Below are 13,587 nucleotides of genomic sequence, written 5' to 3'. Positions count from 1 at the left end.
CAGAAGATTCAGCTGCCGCGGCCCATACGGGCTACGATCGGAACTGGCCTGCCAGACGGGCTTTCGCAGACATTCCGGCGACGTCTCAAGCTGACGGCACCCGGGTTTCCATGGCAGAGCGCCAAACATGCATTCCTGCCGAAACGATCTTTCGAGAATTGAGGACTGACCCCGTGGTCAAGAATACTGAAATCAACCTTAGTACCCTCGCCCGTGACCTGAAGAAGGCCCCCAGTGACGCCGTTATCATCGGCGTGGGACAGGGGCCTGACGGTCCCGTCCTCCTCGACAACCCGCTGACGGCCAAGTCCGCCGAGGCGCTGGCCGATTCGCTGAAGGTTCTTGGCGTCACCGGAGCCGCTGACCAGGTCGTGCGGCTCCCCGGCCTTCCGGAAACCGGTGCCGGCGTGCTGGTCCTGGTGGGAGTGGGCAAGATCGCTCCGGGCGTTCCGCTTGACGGGGAGGCACTCCGCCGGGCCTCAGGTTCGGCGGTCCGCCAGCTCGCCGGCCTCGCCACGGTTGTCCTTGCACTTCCGACGGCGGGAATCGCCGACGTCGCCGCCGTCGCCGAAGGTGCCGCCCTGGGCTCCTACGCCTTCACCGAGTACCGGTCCACGAAGGACGGGCTGAAGGACCCGGTTCGCCACGCGGTGATCCACACGGAGGTTGCCGCGGACAAGGAACTCCGTTCCACCCTGATGCGCGCCCAACTGATCGGCAAGGCCGTCAACGCCACCAGGTCGCTGGTCAACCAGCCGCCAAGCCACCTCTACCCGGAATCATTCGCCGACGCGGCCAAAGAACTGTCCAAGGGGCTGCCGGTCAAGGTCACGGTGTGGGACGAAAAGCGCCTCGAAAAGGAAGGGTTCGGCGGCATCATGGGCGTGGGCAAGGGTTCGTCCCGCCAGCCGCGCCTCGTCAAGGTGGAGTACTCCCCCGCCAAGGCGACGGCAAACATTGCGTTGGTGGGCAAGGGCATCACTTTCGACACAGGGGGCATCTCCATCAAGCCGGCCCTCGGCATGGGTGACATGAAGAGCGACATGGCGGGCGCCGCCGTCGTACTTAACACGGTCCTGGCGCTCGCAGGCCTTGGCCTGCCCGTCAAGGCGACCGCTTGGCTCTGCATCGCCGAAAACATGCCCTCGGGTGCCGCGTCCCGGCCCGCCGATGTCCTCACGATGTTCGGGGGCAAGACCGTCGAGGTCCTTAACACCGATGCCGAAGGCCGCCTCGTCATGGCGGACGGCATCGTCGCGGCAAGCCAGGAGCACCCGGACGCCATCATCGACGTCGCCACCCTCACCGGAGCGCAGCTTATTGCCCTCGGCAACCGCACAGCCGGAATTATGGGCTCGGACAGCGTCACCGCCCCCCTTAAAGCAGCCGCGGACCGTGCGGGCGAGCTGGTGTGGCCCATGCCCCTGCCCGAAGAGCTGCGGCCCAGCCTGGATTCCCAGGTGGCGGATCTGGCCAACATCGGCGAACGCCACGGCGGCATGATGACCGCGGCTGTGTTCCTGCGCGAGTTCGTGGGTAAGGGCAAGGACGGCGAACAGATTCCGTGGGCCCACATCGACATCGCAGGACCTTCCTTCAACAACGGCACTCCGTACGGCTACACGCACAAACAGGGCACAGGCTGCACGGTCCGAACCCTGGTGGCCTACGCCGAAGACCTGGTGGCGGCAACCGTCTGATCCGCGTCGGAGTCGTCATGCGGCATTGTGACAGCCACGGTGATCCCTTGGACACACAGCCGCGTGACACTCGACACAAGCGCTCCACAAACGCGGTGCCAAGGTGGAGCATGGATAAGTGGTTCGCTAAGGTGAACCACGGTAGTCACAAATGAAAGAGAACCTGCCTGCTGGCATAATCACGGCAGTACAAGTTCCAAGACCAGATGATGCGTACGCTCGCGTCATCGTTCACGCGAGGGAGCGTTTAAGTGGCCGATCAGGCAACTGCGCAAGAATTCGACATCCTGGTACTCGGTGGCGGCAGCGGCGGATACGCCACCGCCCTGCGGGCCGTACAGCTTGGCTTCACCGTCGGCCTCGTGGAGAAGGGCAAGCTCGGGGGCACATGCCTCCATAACGGCTGCATCCCCACCAAGGCCCTGCTCCACTCGGCCGAACTGGCCGACCACGCCCGTGACTCCGCCAAGTACGGCGTGAACGTCACCCTCGATGGCATCGACATCACCGCCGTCAACGCGTACAAGGACGGCATCATCGCCGGCAAGTTCAAGGGCCTCCAGGGGCTTATCAAGTCCAAGGGCATCACCGTCATCGAAGGTGAGGGAAAGCTCCAGGGCACCGACACCGTTGTGGTGAACGGCACCGCCTACAAGGGCAAGAACATCGTCCTTGCCACCGGTTCCTACTCCCGCTCGCTTCCGGGCCTGGAAATCGGCGGCCGCGTGATCACATCCGACGAAGCCTTGACCATGGACTACATCCCCAAGAGCGCCATCGTGCTCGGCGGCGGCGTCATCGGCGTCGAATTCGCGTCCGTCTGGAAGTCCTTCGGCGTGGACGTCACCATCGTTGAGGGCCTGCCCTCACTGGTGCCCAACGAAGACACAGCGATCGTGAAGAACCTCGAGCGTGCCTTTAAGAAGCGCGGCATCAAGTTCACCACCGGCATCTTCTTCCAGGGCGTGGAGCAGAACGACTCCGGTGTCAAGGTCACCCTCGTGGACGGGCAGACGTTCGAGGCAGAACTCCTTTTGGTCGCCGTTGGCCGCGGCCCCGTCACCGCCAACCTCGGCTATGAAGAGGCTGGCGTGACCATCGACCGCGGCTTCGTCATCACCAACGAGCGCCTGCACACCGGCGTGGGCAACATCTACGCCGTGGGCGACATCGTTCCGGGCGTGCAGCTGGCCCACCGCGGCTACCAGCAGGGCATTTTCGTTGCCGAGGAGATCGCCGGCCTCAAGCCCGTCATCGTTGAAGACGTCAACATCCCCAAGGTCACTTACTGCGAGCCCGAAATCGCGACCGTCGGCTACACGGAGAAGGCCGCCAAGGAGAAGTTCGGCGACGACCAGATCCAGATCCAGGAATACAACCTCGCCGGCAACGGCAAGAGCTCCATCCTGGGCACCGGAGGCCTGGTCAAGCTCGTCCGCCAAAAGGACGGCCCCGTGGTGGGTGTCCACATGATCGGGTCCCGCATGGGCGAGCAGATCGGCGAGGCCCAGCTCATTGTGAACTGGGAAGCTTACCCCGAGGACGTCGCCCAGCTGGTCCACGCGCACCCCACCCAGAACGAGGCCCTGGGCGAAGCCCATCTGGCACTCGCGGGCAAGCCGCTCCACGGCTAATCTCCCCCGGCACCACCGCAAGACATCAGAGTTTGGTGCGCCCGGCACGATCTGCCGGGTGCACTAAGCTCAACAAGGCAGCAATCATCCGCACTAAAGATCAATAAGGAGAACGGGGACGACATGTCTGAATCCGTTAACTTGCCCGCCCTCGGTGAGAGCGTCACCGAAGGAACCGTCACCCGCTGGCTCAAGCAGGTAGGTGACCGGGTAGAGGTGGACGAACCGCTGCTCGAGGTTTCCACCGACAAAGTAGACACTGAAATCCCCTCTCCCATCGCCGGCGTGATCGAAGAAATCCTCGTCGCCGAAGACGAGACCGCCGAAGTGGGCGCTCCCCTGGTCCGCATCGGCGACGGCTCCGGCGGCGGTTCAGCCCCCGAAGCAGCAGCACCGGCCGAAGCAGCTCCAGCTGAAGAAGCCCCCGCCGCGCCCGCTGAAGCAGCCCCCGCAGCCGCGCCGGCACCGGCCGAGCAGGCGCCGACGGCGTCGGGCGGCGAAAGCCACGAGGTCACTCTGCCGGCACTCGGCGAAAGCGTCACGGAAGGCACCGTCACCCGCTGGCTTAAGGCCGTGGGCGACAGCGTTGACATCGATGAGCCGCTGCTTGAGGTGTCAACCGACAAGGTCGACACCGAGATCCCGTCCCCTGTGGCCGGAACGCTCCAGGAAATCCGCGTCAACGAGGACGAAACCGCTGAGGTGGGCTCTGTTCTCGCTGTCATCGGTTCCGGTGCCGCCACCCCCGCAGCCGCTGCACCCGCGCAGCCCGCACCGGCAGCCGAAGAGAAGACCGAAGCTGCCCCGGCTCCGGCCGAGGCACCGAAAGCAGCCGAAGCTCCCGCTCCTGCTGCCGCCCCTGCTCCGGCAGCCGCACCCGCTCCCGAAACGTCACAGCCCGCAGCAGCTCAGCCTGCAGCTGCTCAGCCTGCAGCTGCTCAGCCTGCAGCCCAGGCCGCGGCGTCGTCGAACGGGTCCGACTCGGGCTATGTCACTCCGCTTGTCCGTAAGCTGGCCAACCAGCAGGGTGTGGACATCTCCTCCCTGACGGGCACCGGCGTCGGAGGCCGTATCCGCAAGCAGGACGTCCTCGCCGCAGCCGAGGCGAAGGCCGCTCCCGCCGCAGCCCCGGCAGCAACGGCCGCTGCACCGGCCAGGCCGGCCGCCGCAGGTCCGGCCGCCTCTTCCCTGCGCGGCACTGTGCAGAAGGCTCCCCGGATCCGCCAGGTCATCGCCCGGCGCATGCGCGAATCCCTCGAGGTCTCCACCCAGCTCACGCAGGTGCACGAAGTCGACATGACCAAGATTGCCAAGCTGCGACTCAAGGCCAAGAACTCGTTCCAGGCCCAGAACGGCGTCAAGCTCACGTTCCTTCCGTTCATCGCCAAGGCCGTCGCCGAGGCCCTGAAGCAGCACCCGAAGCTCAATGCCGCCTACGACGAGGACAAGCAGGAGATCACGTACCACAACGCCGAGCACCTGGCGATCGCTGTGGACACGGACAAGGGTCTTCTGGTTCCGGTCGTCTCGGATGCCGGCAACCTGAACCTGGCCGGCCTTGCCGGCAAGATCGCCGACGTCGCCGGCCGCACCCGCGACGGCAAGATCGGTCCGGACGAACTGTCCGGCGGAACCTTCAGCATCACCAACATCGGTTCAGTCGGGGCACTGTTCGACACCCCGATCATCAACCAGCCGCAGGTGGGCATCCTGGGCACCGGTGCCATCGTCAAGCGGGCAGTGGTGGTTTCGGACGAGAACGGTGACGACTCCCTCGCCATCCGGTCCATGATGTACCTCTCCCTGACATACGACCACCGCCTGGTGGACGGCGCCGATGCAGGACGCTTCCTGCAGACGCTGAAGGCCCGCCTGGAAGAAGGCGCCTTCGAGGCTGACCTGGGGCTTTAGCCCGGATCTTCAGCTGGGTGCGGCCGGAAACGGCGGCACTCCACGAACGACGGCGGGGCAGGCTCTGGTGGGAATCCACCGGAGCCTGCCCCGTTTTTTTGGACCGGTTTGAGCCGTGGTTTTGCTACAGGACGTAGAACCTTCTGGCTAAGCTTGAAGCATGAAAATCCTCTTTGACATCCTGCTGTTCCTGCACATTGTCGGCGCCGCCATGATCGTCGGCATCTGGATCGGCAACATGAAGAAGCCCACAGTCCACCCGCGCCAGCGCGACGGTGCGTTCCTCCAGCTGATTACCGGCGTCGCTATGATGGGCGTGCTGCCCCTGCTGCCGGACAGTGACCCCAACTATGTCAAGCTCGGCATCAAGCTCGCCGTCGGCATCGCCGTCGCCGTCCTCGCTGTGATCGGAGCGCGCAAATACAAGAAGAACGAGGACATCAGCACGGGTCTTGCCCACAGCGTGGGGGGTCTCGCCCTCCTCAACGTGGCGATTGCGACGCTCTGGAACTGATTGCCCCCAGCGCCAAACAGCGCGACGGCGCCGCTCCCCTGTCCGGGAGTGGCGCCGTCATGGTTAAAGCACCTTCCATGGTCACAATCCACTGAGAGCGGACAGTCCGTGCATGGGTGCCACGGAGTCCCTAGGATGGGAAGCGGCGGAGCCCAGGCAGGAGCCGGCCCCGGTTCGAATCTAACTTTGAGGAGTGAACATGGCAGCAACACGTTCAGCAAACGCAGTATGGAACGGCAACCTGACCGAGGGTTCCGGAACTACCAGCCTGGACAGCTCGGGCCTTGGCACGTTCGACGTCACCTGGAAGGCCCGCACTGAAGCGGCCAATGGCAAAACCAGCCCCGAGGAGCTGATCGCGGCGGCTCACGCAGCATGCTTCTCCATGGCCTTCAGCAACGAACTTGCAAAGGCAGGCCACACGCCGGAGGAAGTCCGGACAAAGGCTGATGTGACGTTCGTGCCCGGCACCGGCATCACGGGAAGCCACCTCACCATGTCAGCGAAGGTTCCCGGCATCTCCGAGGAAGAGTTCCAGAAGATTGCCGGAGAGGCCAAGGTCGGCTGCCCCGTCTCCGGAGCCCTGGCGAGCATCGACATCACGCTGGACGCCACGCTGGAGTCCTGACCCCCGGGCAGCAGCAGCCCAGGCGCTGCTGACGCCAGGACAAATGAGAAGGCCCTGCCCGCTCCCGGATTATCCGGGAGCGGGCAGGGCCTTCTGTCCTTGTGGTCAGGCGTCGTTCCTGCGGTCCGGAAGCGGAGCGGGGCGGAGGAGACGGTAGCCCTCGCGGACAGGCGGCCGGTCGGTGGGAAGTTCCTGGACCATTTCCTTGAGTGCCCCGATCCCGTACTCCAGCTGCGGATCCCGTCCTGCGGCATAAGCATGTGGCGGGAAGGTGACCTCTATGTCGGGGTCCACTCCGTGGTTTTCGACGCTCCAGCCCACGCCGCCGCCGAACCACGTGGCATACCTGGGCTGTGTGACGCCCGTACCGTCGGCGAGCGAGAACCGGTTATCGATGCCCACCACGCCGCCCCACGTGCGTGTACCGATGACTGGTCCGATCCCGCGCAGCTTCGACACCTGGGTGATGATGTCACCGTCGGAACCGGCAAATTCATCGGCAAGGATGATTACAGGGCCCCGGGGGGCGTGGTGGGGGTAGGTTCGGGGCCGTTCCCCGCGCGGCATGCTCCACCCGGTCACCTTGCGGCCGATCAGTTCCGCCACGAGCTGGGACGTGTGTCCGCCACGGTTCCGCCGGACGTCCACAATCAGCCCGTCGAGGGCCGTCTCGGTGTCCAGGTCCCGGTGCAGCTGCGCCCAGCCGTTGGCCATCATGTCCGGTATGTGCAGGTACCCGAAGCTTCCGCCTGATGCTTCACGGACCGTCCGCCGGTTGGACGCCACCCAGTCCTGGTAGCGCAGGCGTTCCTCGTCCTTGACCGGGATGACAGCAATGCGGCGCTGGACCCCGGCGGCCTCCCCGTGGCCAGGCCCGTTGCTGAGCGTGAGCTCCACGGCCCGGCCGGCCGCGCCCACCAACTGCATCGCCGGAGTGGTGGTTTCGGACAGCTCGACGCCGTCAATCGCCAACAGGATGTCGCCGGCCCTGGCTCCGGCGCCGGGACGCGTCAGCGGGGACGTTGCCAGCGGATCCGAGGATTCGCCGGCGAGGATACGCGTTATCTCCCAACCCTCCGGAGTGAAGACGAGGTCCGCCCCCAGCCGGCCCTGTCCGTTGCTGCCGTTTTCCGTGACTGCCGCCGGCTTGACGTAGGCGTGGGACGTGCCCAGCTCGCCATGGAGCTCCCACAGCAGGTCCACGAGGTCATCGTGCGAACCCAGGCGGTCCACGAGGGGCCGGTACCGCTTATGGATGGAATCCCAGTCCTGGCCGGCCATGTCCTCTGCCCAGAAGAAGTCCCGCTGCAGGCGCCAGGCTTCGTCAAAGGCCTGGCCCCAGACACTGAGCGGGTCCATCAGCACCCTGATCCGACCCAGGTCCACCTTGACCAGCTGCCCGGAGTCTTCATCCGCTTTGGCGTCCGAAGGGACTACGCTGACCTGCTTGTCGTCGATCAGCACCACTTTCTTGCCGTCGCCCGAGAGCCGGTAGCTGTCCAGCGCCTCCACCAGGGTGGAAGGCTTTCGCCGTGCCAGGTCAAACCGGACCAGGCTGGGCCTGGCGTCCTTGTCGTCCTGGCTTGCTTTCCCATCGCCGGTGACGCCAGCCAGTGCCCAGTCCAGCCACAAAAGCGCACCGTCGGTCGACCTCAGCGAGGTGTAGTTGCCCTGGGGCACGGGGACGCCGATGACGCGGTGCGCCAGCCCGTCCGAATCAACCCGGAGCGCTGAAGCTGTCTCCTGCGCGCCCTTTTCGTCCGTAAGGCTGTCTGCAGCCGGGTCAACTGCCGGTCCGAACGGGGACGGCGTATCGGCAGCCAGTGCGACCAGGTAGGGCTTGATGGGGCTGGGGAAGGACAGGTCGAACGAGTGCCCGTCGTAGACCGGATCGAAGCTTCGGTTGGACAGGAAGGCGAGGAACTTCCCGTCCGGCGTGAAGCTCGGTGACTTGTCACAGAAGCGGCCGTCCGTAACGTCAACCACGCCGCCATCCCGGTCGGTGACATTGGCCAGCCGGAGCCTGCTGCGTGAGCCGAAGGACGTGACAGGCTCGGACCAGGCCAGCCACCGGGAGTCTGCCGACCAGGCCAGCTCCGCGATGGTGCCTTCGCCGATGCTGGCCTGCAGGGACAGCTCGCCAGTGGCGGTGTCCGCGACAAAGACGTCCCCGAAGGATGTGCCCAGGGCAAGCCAACGGCCGTCCGGGCTCGCCTCCATGGCACTGGCGCGCGAGGACTTCGGAAAGTCGATGCGGGTGGCAGCGGCGGCTCCCGGCAGTTCTGCCGGGGACGCGGCTGCGTCGGGGGCAACATCGGCCTGCGGGTCTTCGGGGACGGGCATTACGACGTCGGCAGTTGCCCGGACGGCGGATCCCGCCGCCGGAACCGGTCGGGGCAGTTGCGCCTCCGATGCGTCCGGTTCTTCCGAATGAGCCCGGGATTGAGCCTCCACCCGGGGGGCCGTCTGGGCAGCAGGAACTCCGGCTCCAGACACCGGAGCCGCAATCTGCTTGATGTAAAGCGCCTCCACGCCGTCGTGGTCGGCGATGTAGGCGATCCGGCCGCCGTCGAGCGGCCGGGGAAGCCGCGCACGGACGCCAGGTGTGGCCTCCACGATGCGGGACGGGCCGTCCTTGTGCCTGATCCAATGGATGGTTCCGTGGGCCTCTACGGTGCTGGCGGACCCAGTGGCGTCCGGCACAACGGCGCCAAGGTGCTTCGACACCTTGAGCGGGGCCGGGCGCCGCGACTGGGAGGCGGAGCCGAGCGAGATCTCCAGCTGGACCGCGTCCGAGGCAAGGTCGTGCAGGACCCAGAGCTCGCCCGCGGACTCGTAGACGACCCGCTGGCCGTCCGTAGCGGCGTGCCGGACGTAGAAGTCCTCGTGGTCGGTGTGCCGGCGGAGGTCGCCGCCGCCTGGTAGCACTGAATAGAGGTTGCCGTATCCTTCGTGGTCTGACAGGAACGCGATCCGTCCGCCCACCCACATGGGGTCGGCCAGGTTTCCGTCCAGCTCGGGAACTAGACGCTCAAATTCACCGTTGCCGTCGGAGTCGATCCAGAGCTTGCCGGCCGTGCCACCGCGATAACGCTTCCACCAGGCAGGTTCCCGGGACAGCACACTGCCAACCACAACGGGGCGCTCGTCGCCGATTTCGGGCCCGAAGGCCACGGATTCCACCGGGCCGAAGGGGAGCTCCTGGGCCCATCCGCCGTCAACCGGGACGCTGTAGGCGTAGGTGTGCCGGCTCTCGGCCTGGCGGAACGCGCTCGTGACCACCACTGCACCGCTTGCGGTGAAGCCTTTGACCCGGGTGCTGCTGTGACCGAAATACGTGAGCTGCCGGTATCCCCCGCCGTCCACGTCCGCCGCCACCACTTCGGGCGCCGTCCCCTGGACGACCGTCCAGACCAGCTGCTTGCCGTCGAGGGTGAAGCGCGGGTTGCGGGCGGGGAGCTGGAGTGAGGAAACACGCCAGGCGCGGCCGCCGCTAAGGGGAGCGATCCAGACGTCGTCCTCGGCCACGAAGGTGACCAGATCGCCGTGGACATGCGGGAATCGGAGGTAGCTCGAAGAGGTCATCGTTCGATCATAGTCAACTCCGGTAAGGCCTGAGGGAGGTTGCGACTGGTGCCGGGCATGGTGAGATGGACCATGCGAATTGTCATTGCGGGCGCCTCAGGGCTGATCGGGACCGACCTATCCGCCGCCTTGCGCCGCGGCGGACACGATGTGGTGGAGCTCGTCCGACGCCCGCCGGCGGCGGCCCGGGAGGTCCGCTGGGATCCCACGGCGGGCCAGCTGGACCCACAGGTATTTGAAGGCTCCGACGTCGTGATCAACCTTTCCGGGGCCGGCATCGGGGACCGTCTCTGGACGCGCCGACGGATCCACGAGCTGTTCAGTTCCCGGCTTGACGCCACGCGGACCCTGACCCGCGCTATGAGGAAGCTGGATGATCCTCCGTCTACGTTCCTCAGCCAGTCGGCCTCCGGATACTACGGAGATGCTGGCGCCGCGCAGCTTCGGGAAGGCTCCTCCCCCGGATCGGGCGTCCTTTCCCGCTTGTGTGTCGATTGGGAGGCCGCGGCGCATGACGCACCCCAGGGTGTCCGTGTGGTGACCCCCCGCACCGGCGTCGTGCTCAGCCGGTCGGGCGGTGCGATGGGCAGGCTTCTCCCGCTGCTACGGCTCGGGCTGGGCGGCCCGCTCGGCCACGGCAGGCAATACTGGCCATGGATCACCCTCCCGGACGTTTCGGCGGCTTTTTCGTTTCTGGTCGACTCCCGCCTGCAGGGACCGGTGAACGTCTGCGCCCCTGAAGATGCTGACGTCAATTCGCTCATGGCGGCGTTGGCAACTGCCCTGCACCGTCCCGCCGTTCTGCGCGTTCCCTCTCCTGCGTTGCGACTGGTGATGGGGAAGCTCGCCGACGAGTTGCTGTTGCCCAGCCAGCGTATGGAGCCCGCGCTGTTGTCCGAAGCGGGATTCCAGTGGCGGCATCCGTCGCTCTCGCAGGCTGCGGCATGGGTCGCTGGGAAGGACTAACCAGGGGGTTCCAGCCTCACGGCCCGGGGAGGATTTCCGTAATACGCCATCGTCCGTCCACCGGGACCAGCACCAGCCGAAGCTCCTGCCCTTCTCCTGGCGGTGCCGAAGCCACAACGTGTCCGGATAGATCCTGTTCCTGATAGGACGACGACGACGATTTTACGCGCACAACCGCCTGGCCGTGCGAACTTCCAGGCTGGAGCTCCACGTTGGACAGGGTGCTGGTGAATCCCGTCAGGACGTGGCCGGATTCCTGCAGCCGGGCCTTGACTCGTCCATCTGCCGCAGCAGCCGCCGAGCCAGGGACATTAACCTGGTCAAGGAGCTCTATCCGGCCTGAGCTGAAGGCATGGGACCTGACCCAAGCCAGGCCCTTCACGGCTTCGGCTGGATCGATTGAGGCAATCTGGGCGCTGACACTGTCCGGAATCCGGGCGTCCACCACATCAGCGTCAGGATCGCGGCCGGAGCTGGCAGGCGACGGACCGGTTCCGCCGGGGCCTTCCTGCGAAGCGGCGGGCCACGGTGCTGTTGGCCAGGGTGCCGTGGGCCACGGTGCAGAGGACCCGAAGGCACCGGCTGCCCAAACGGCGCCGGCCACAACCGCAACAGCCCCGGCAGCCAGCCAGGCGGTCCCCATTCCACGCCTGCCACCTAGCCTTGGTCCCGACACCCGGGACCCGGCAGCCAGCCAGGCGGTCCCCATTCCACGCCTGCCACCTAGCCTTGGTCCCGACACCCGGGACATCGTCCCTGCATGCTTCCCCCGAACGTGGGGCATGCCGGTTCGCCCGACGTGATCCGGCGCCGGGTGCGGCTTTTCGCCGACGGGAAAGGGCATCACTTGGGGTGCATGAAGCAATTCGGACCATCGGGAGGTTGAAATCCTCCGCCTCCAGGCGCCCAGGCCCTCCCGGAGGGCACCTCCGGAACGCTCTGGGAGCCGCCGTGTCAGCAGTTCCGGAATGACGGTGGGGTGCACAGATGCCGCCAGATCAACCGGGAGAGGCGGCGCGCTCCGGTAGACCGCCGTCGCCAGTTCGACCGCTGTAGGCCGGAGCCGCCTGTCCTCATCGAGGCCCGCCTCCAACGCTGCGGCCAGCTCACCCGGGACGTCGGGCACCAGGAGGGACAGGGGCGCCCGGTCAGCCGTCCGCCTGGGCGGTTCACCGGTCAGGCAATACCAGCCTAGCGCCGCCACCGCGTACACGTCGCGCTCAGGCTGCAGTCCGGCCCGCACCGCGTCCACGGGCGTGGGATCCATGAACCCGGCTGTGCCGTGATCGGGCACGGCCGTTTCGTCCCCTACCATCCGGGATATGCCGACGTCGGCGAGCATGGGCTTGCCGTGGCCGGTGAAAAGCACGTTCCCCGGAGAGACATCCGAATGCGTGAAACCCTTGCCGTGAAGATAGCCGAGCACTTGGCAGATGGGGGTCAGCACGGTGACCGTCTCCCCCAGGCTCAACGTGCCGCGGCTGGCCACCAACTCGCCCAGGGAACCCCCGGACGCATACTCCACCAACAGGCCCAGCCCGACGCCGGAGCCATCGCCGATGCGAACGACGTCGTGCGCCTTGACGAGGTGGGGGTGGTCCAGGGCGGAGAGAATCCGGATCTCACGCCGCAAGTCGTCCTCTCCGGAGTCCTCCGGAGGGTGACCGTCCTGCGCAGGCCCTGCCCGGAGGCATTTCAGGGCAAAGTTCCGGCCAGTCCCTTCGTCCTTGACGAGCCAGACGGTTGAACTCCCACCTCGGCCCAGGCTGCGTTCAACCATAAAGCCAGGTAACTGTGGGACAGCCAAATCATCCATAAGTCATGTCTAGCGGAATCCGGAGTGCGGTGCAGAAGTTATCCACAGGCAGCTTCCGCTCCCGATTGCACGGGCTGACGGGGGTGAGAGGTTGGACACTTAATCAGAACCAGCGCCGGCCGGGGTCTAAGCTGGATCGCATGACTCTTGAGTTTTCACAACTGGGTCTTGCCCCGGATTTCGTTGACTACATGCAGGGCTGGGACCTACAGCGCGAGACCCACAACAAAGTTGTTGCCGGCGAGCAAAACAGCACCGTCCTGCTCCTTGAGCACGCCGCCGTCTATACGGCAGGCAAACTCACCGAAGAGCACGAACGGCCGTTTGACGGCACTCCCGTTGTACCCGTGGATCGCGGCGGCAAGTTGACGTGGCACGGCCCCGGACAGCTCATCGCTTATCCCATCCTCAAGCTCAAGAACCGTGCAGGAATCCGCGACTACGTCGAACGGCTTGAAGCCAGCATGATCGCCGTCATCGCAGATTACGGGATCAAGGCTGTCACCGTGAAAGGCCGGGCCGGCGTCTGGGTCCTCGCCGACGACAAAGGGCCGGACCGGAAGATCGCCGCGATCGGCATCCGGGTCCTGGACGGCGTGACAATGCACGGTGTGGCCATCAACTGCAGCAATGATCTCGCCCCCTATGCGCAGATCATCGCGTGCGGAATCACCGACGCCACTGTCACCACCATGTCGCTGGAAACCGGCCGGACCATCAATCCTGCCGATATCGTTGACCGCTTCGTGGAAGAATTCCGCAAGCACGAAGAAGCACTCGTTTCCACCCCCGAAGGAGCACTCCAGTGACCTTGGCACCTGAAGGCCGTAAGC

9 protein-coding genes are annotated in these 13,587 nt (G+C 65.8%); 7 read left to right on the top strand and 2 right to left on the bottom strand.

The window, feature by feature from the left end; all coding sequences use genetic code 11:
- Window positions 1-173: 173 nt before the first annotated feature.
- The 5 genes from J7E83_RS09985 to J7E83_RS09965 all read left to right on the top strand — a co-directional run bounded on the left by J7E83_RS09985 (window position 174) and on the right by J7E83_RS09965 (window position 6,387).
- Window positions 174-1,700 carry a leucyl aminopeptidase gene (locus J7E83_RS09985; RefSeq protein ID WP_214961621.1) on the top strand — a complete coding sequence of 509 codons (1,527 nt, stop codon included), beginning with the start codon at window positions 174-176 and terminating at the stop codon, window positions 1,698-1,700.
- A gap of 251 nt (window positions 1,701-1,951) precedes the next feature.
- The gene (lpdA, locus tag J7E83_RS09980; RefSeq protein ID WP_214961619.1) at window positions 1,952-3,334 is read left to right on the top strand and encodes a dihydrolipoyl dehydrogenase; all 1,383 of its coding nucleotides are present in this window, start codon (window positions 1,952-1,954) and stop codon (window positions 3,332-3,334) included.
- 123 nt (window positions 3,335-3,457) lie between these two features.
- On the top strand, window positions 3,458-5,245 hold the full coding sequence (sucB, locus tag J7E83_RS09975; RefSeq protein WP_214961617.1) for a 2-oxoglutarate dehydrogenase, E2 component, dihydrolipoamide succinyltransferase: 1,788 nt from the start codon (window positions 3,458-3,460) through the stop codon (window positions 5,243-5,245).
- A 160-nt stretch (window positions 5,246-5,405) separates the two neighbouring features.
- Window positions 5,406-5,759 carry a hypothetical protein gene (locus J7E83_RS09970; protein WP_214961615.1) on the top strand — a complete coding sequence of 118 codons (354 nt, stop codon included), beginning with the start codon at window positions 5,406-5,408 and terminating at the stop codon, window positions 5,757-5,759.
- A gap of 199 nt (window positions 5,760-5,958) precedes the next feature.
- Window positions 5,959-6,387, top strand: coding sequence for an OsmC family protein (locus J7E83_RS09965; protein WP_214961613.1), 429 nt, complete (start codon window positions 5,959-5,961; stop codon window positions 6,385-6,387).
- A gap of 105 nt (window positions 6,388-6,492) precedes the next feature.
- Here the strand turns inward: J7E83_RS09965 and J7E83_RS09960 are convergent, their stop codons facing one another.
- Window positions 6,493-9,972, bottom strand: coding sequence for a S41 family peptidase (locus tag J7E83_RS09960; protein ID WP_214961611.1), 3,480 nt, complete (start codon window positions 9,970-9,972; stop codon window positions 6,493-6,495).
- A gap of 72 nt (window positions 9,973-10,044) precedes the next feature.
- Here J7E83_RS09960 and J7E83_RS09955 point away from each other — a divergent pair, with 72 nt between their 5' ends.
- Entirely contained in the window at window positions 10,045-10,938 is an 894-nt protein-coding gene (locus tag J7E83_RS09955; protein ID WP_214961609.1) for a TIGR01777 family oxidoreductase, read from the top strand.
- 16 nt (window positions 10,939-10,954) lie between these two features.
- On the opposite strand, the gene J7E83_RS09950 is transcribed toward J7E83_RS09955, so the two are convergent.
- Window positions 10,955-12,718, bottom strand: coding sequence for a serine/threonine-protein kinase (locus J7E83_RS09950; RefSeq protein ID WP_251043714.1), 1,764 nt, complete (start codon window positions 12,716-12,718; stop codon window positions 10,955-10,957).
- Between the two features lie 176 nt (window positions 12,719-12,894).
- Between J7E83_RS09950 and lipB the strand changes: the two genes are divergently transcribed.
- Complete coding sequence (gene lipB, locus J7E83_RS09945; protein ID WP_214961605.1) at window positions 12,895-13,563, top strand: lipoyl(octanoyl) transferase LipB; 669 nt, start codon at window positions 12,895-12,897, stop codon at window positions 13,561-13,563.
- The last annotated feature ends 24 nt before the right edge of the window (window positions 13,564-13,587 follow it).

The sequence above is a fragment of the Arthrobacter sp. ISL-48 genome (genome assembly GCF_018613805.1).
GTDB lineage: Bacteria > Actinomycetota > Actinomycetes > Actinomycetales > Micrococcaceae > Arthrobacter.
The sequence above is the reverse complement of the archived record's forward strand: the minus strand, read 5'-3'. Positions and strand labels throughout refer to the sequence as shown.

Excerpts from the sequence above, each read along its gene's own strand:
- sucB (WP_214961617.1), top strand. The coding sequence starts at position 3,458 with ATGTCTGAATCCGTTAACTTGCCCGCCCTCGGTGAGAGCGTCACCGAA.
- J7E83_RS09970 (WP_214961615.1), top strand. The coding sequence starts at position 5,406 with ATGAAAATCCTCTTTGACATCCTGCTGTTCCTGCACATTGTCGGCGCC.
- J7E83_RS09965 (WP_214961613.1), top strand. The coding sequence starts at position 5,959 with ATGGCAGCAACACGTTCAGCAAACGCAGTATGGAACGGCAACCTGACC.
- J7E83_RS09960 (WP_214961611.1), bottom strand. The coding sequence starts at position 9,972 with ATGACCTCTTCGAGCTACCTCCGATTCCCGCATGTCCACGGCGATCTG.
- J7E83_RS09955 (WP_214961609.1), top strand. The coding sequence starts at position 10,045 with ATGCGAATTGTCATTGCGGGCGCCTCAGGGCTGATCGGGACCGACCTA.
- J7E83_RS09950 (WP_251043714.1), bottom strand. The coding sequence starts at position 12,718 with ATGGTTGAACGCAGCCTGGGCCGAGGTGGGAGTTCAACCGTCTGGCTC.
- lipB (WP_214961605.1), top strand. The coding sequence starts at position 12,895 with ATGACTCTTGAGTTTTCACAACTGGGTCTTGCCCCGGATTTCGTTGAC.